The organism is Parafrankia sp. EUN1f (genome assembly GCF_000177675.1).
Taxonomy (GTDB): Bacteria; Actinomycetota; Actinomycetes; order Frankiales; family Frankiaceae; genus Parafrankia.
Genome location: NZ_ADGX01000325.1, coordinates 1 through 2,835, shown reverse-complemented (window position 1 = coordinate 2,835; position 2,835 = coordinate 1). Strand labels below are relative to the sequence as shown.

5 protein-coding genes are annotated in these 2,835 nt (G+C 70.9%); 1 reads left to right on the top strand and 4 read right to left on the bottom strand.

Annotated features, from left to right (window positions below; genetic code table 11):
- The first annotated feature begins 133 nt into the window (after positions 1–133).
- On the top strand, positions 134–361 hold the full coding sequence (locus FREUN1FDRAFT_RS38695; RefSeq protein WP_006545849.1) for a helix-turn-helix domain-containing protein: 228 nt from the start codon (positions 134–136) through the stop codon (positions 359–361).
- Here the strand turns inward: FREUN1FDRAFT_RS38695 and FREUN1FDRAFT_RS38690 are convergent.
- From FREUN1FDRAFT_RS38690 to FREUN1FDRAFT_RS38675, 4 genes are all read right to left on the bottom strand, one after another.
- Positions 355–1,053, bottom strand: a complete 699-nt coding sequence (locus FREUN1FDRAFT_RS38690) for a glycosyltransferase family 2 protein (protein WP_006545904.1) — start codon at positions 1,051–1,053, stop codon at positions 355–357. The genes FREUN1FDRAFT_RS38695 and FREUN1FDRAFT_RS38690 overlap by 7 nt on opposite strands.
- Before the next feature lie 116 nt (positions 1,054–1,169).
- Complete coding sequence (locus FREUN1FDRAFT_RS38685) at positions 1,170–1,775, bottom strand: glycosyltransferase family 2 protein (protein WP_232295622.1); 606 nt, start codon at positions 1,773–1,775, stop codon at positions 1,170–1,172.
- Entirely contained in the window at positions 1,772–2,467 is a 696-nt protein-coding gene (locus FREUN1FDRAFT_RS38680) for a hypothetical protein (protein ID WP_006545902.1), read from the bottom strand. The genes FREUN1FDRAFT_RS38685 and FREUN1FDRAFT_RS38680 overlap by 4 nt, the downstream gene beginning before the upstream one ends.
- Positions 2,464–2,835 (bottom strand): phage head closure protein (locus FREUN1FDRAFT_RS38675; RefSeq protein WP_006545901.1); only part of this gene is annotated, 372 nt, incomplete at its 5' end. The genes FREUN1FDRAFT_RS38680 and FREUN1FDRAFT_RS38675, both read right to left, overlap by 4 nt.

Here is a 2,835-nt window from a genome sequence, read left to right as displayed (position 1 = left end):
GGCGATGATGTCGGCCTCGTCGCGCACCATCGCGATCCCGACGACTGTCATTGCTCTCCAAGGTCGTTAGATTGCCGATATGGGGCCGCAGCCGATCGAGGTGGGATCTACCGGCGAACGAGTGCGACGTCGCGTGACGCAGCTGCGGAAGGCGCGGCGTCTCACGCTGGTGCAGCTGTCGGAGCGGCTGACCGAGATCGGGCGCCCGATCCTGCCCACCGGCCTGTCCAAGATCGAGCATGGTGAGCGGGGCCTGAGTGTCGACGATCTGGTCGCGCTCGCGGCGGCGTTGGACGTGTCGCCCGAGCAGCTCATCGATCCCGCGCCGATCACGCTGACGGTGGAGACCGTGATTCAGTAGCCGGTGCCGGCGCGCTGGTGCCCGATGTGTTCCACCCACTCGCCGCTGTCCCGCGCACCCCAGAAACCGAACCGCACCCGGTCGCCCGGCACACCCCACGGCAGGCCGCCCCGCAGCAGGCCGAGGCCGAACCGGCCCTCCGATTCGGCGCCCGTGGGCCAGTCGGCCGTGCACAGCTGGCGCCGGTACAGGCACGGGTTGGTCGTGAAGAAGCGGCGATGCTCCAGCCAGCGGTTCCCGTCGTGGTCACCGGCATCGACGTAGTCGTCGGGGTGCTGCTCGACGATCCCGCCAGCCGCGACCTCGTCCGCGTTCCAGGCCTGCCGGCGCAGCGCCAGCTGGGCGAGATGTGGGCAGGCTGCGAGCACACGGGCCATCGCGCGCAGGTTCACCCGCCTGTTGAGAATGAAATCGTCTTCGAGGTGGAACACGTAGTCGGCCTCGGAGAACAGGCTGATCCATCTCCAGGCCCGGTGGATTGATCCGCCGAAGCCCGCCCGGTGGTGACTCGCGGAGATCACCTCGGCCTGAGGGTAGCGGCGTCTGAGGTCCTCGCGGTGGTCGCCGTCGCCGGTGTCGTCGTGGATGAACCATCGGGTGACCTGGCCCCCGAGGTGCCCCTGCGCCGACTGCAGGGTGCGGTCGAGTAGCTCGTCGCGCCCATCGGTCATGATCAGTACGGCGACGTTCATGACGACATCCGCGCGGCCGTCCAGTCATGGAATCGGCCGGCCCATCGCGTCCGTGTGACCAGCAACGGATGGGCGATGGCATTGTGAACGACGAACCAGGCCACTGGTGTCCTCTCTTACGGAACAGGCAGGCCGTTTGCGGCTGCGATGGCGTGGTGCGCGGCGAGCCGGGCCTGCCTGCTCGGCGCCCGGTTACGGGAGTCACGGCGGACGTGGGCCCGGTAGATCGCCCTGGGCATCGCCTCGAAGCTCGCGCCGGCGAGGTGGCAGCGGAGCCACAGGTCCCAGTCCTCGGACCAGTCGAAGTCGCGCCAGCCGCCGACCTGGCGGACAAGATCGACACGCACGAGAGCGCCGACGACCAGCCAGTTCCCCTGCAGCAGACACTCGGCCTGGCAGTGGTGGCTGTGCCCAGCCACAGTCGGTACGGCGGGCGTGCTCGCACGAGTACGGCTGTGGATGTAGCGAACCGCTGGTGCTCGGACGTCCGCGGCCCCGGCCGCCATGGCGTCGAGGTAGCCGGCCTCGAGCTCGTCGTCGGCATCGAGGTGGATCACCCAGTCGGTGTCGACCCGGGCCAGGGCGCCGTTGCGGGCGTCGTGCAGCGTCGATGCGTGGTGGTGCACGACGGGGACACCGAGGGCCGCGGCCGAGGGGATGGCCCGGCTGCGGGCGAGGTCGGACCACCAGGACATACCGAACGTGGCGACTGCGACGGTCACGTCCACAGGTGCTCCCGCTGCCGGAACAGCCGCCGGCCCTGACGCATCCGCGCGGGCCGGGCCCGGTGCAGCGCGTCCTCGAGGGCCAGGCCGTGGTCCGGGTGCAGGTGCTCGACCAGCGCTTCCCGCGCGTACGCCCAGGCACCCCGGGACTGGGCGGTCGCGCACAACTCGTCGTCGGAGAACTCGTGCCAGTAGCCCTCGTGCAGGACCTGGCGTGGCTGGTCGATCGTGCCGTAGGTGTCGGCGTACCAGCGGGCGACGACGCTGTGGGTGGCGTGCTCGCCAGCGAGGACGCGCGGCGAGTGGCCGTCGTTCGTGCCGACGACCCCGATGCCGACGACGAGCTCGGCGAGCACGTACGCCAGCCATCCGGGGCGGAACTGGATGTCGCAGGCGCCGGTCAGCAGCAGCGCCCGGTCGCTGTGCCGATACCCGGTGTTGATCTTTCGGGCGTAGTCGCCCCGCTGGTACGGCACGTCGATCCGCCGCTGCTCGACCTGACGCTCCCGGATCACCTGGTCGATCTCGGCGATGACCAGCCGGTCCGTGGGGGTGCAGCACCACACCACCTCGGCGAGCGGTGTCGCCGTCCAGATCGACTGGATCAGCGGCCGGACGCGCCAGGGCCGGTCGAGCATCGGCACGACGATCGTCAGGTCGGCTCCGAGCTCGGCGGCTGTGGCGGTCATGAAAGGTCGTCTCCGGGCTCGGCCTGGACCTGCACGAGGCTCGCCTTCCGGTATCGCGGCGAGCTCGGCTCGACGACGGAGTCGACGCGGAACGCCTGCCCGCCGCCGCGCAGCTCGTCGCCCCGCAGCACATCCGCCTCCGGCTCCAGGTAGGCGACGTGGGTCAGCTCGGCTCCGGCCTGCGCGGCGAGCACCCGCTCGGCGGCGGACGCCTCGTCGACCTTCGCCGGCACGGTGCCGGCCGGGAGCTGGGTGACGGTCTGCCCGCCGGCGCCGTCGTCCTCGGTGGCCGGCCGCCAGACCTCGAGCTCGCGGTTGAGCCGGTGCGTGATCCTCACCAGCACCACTCCGACGGCTGCACGGGCAGG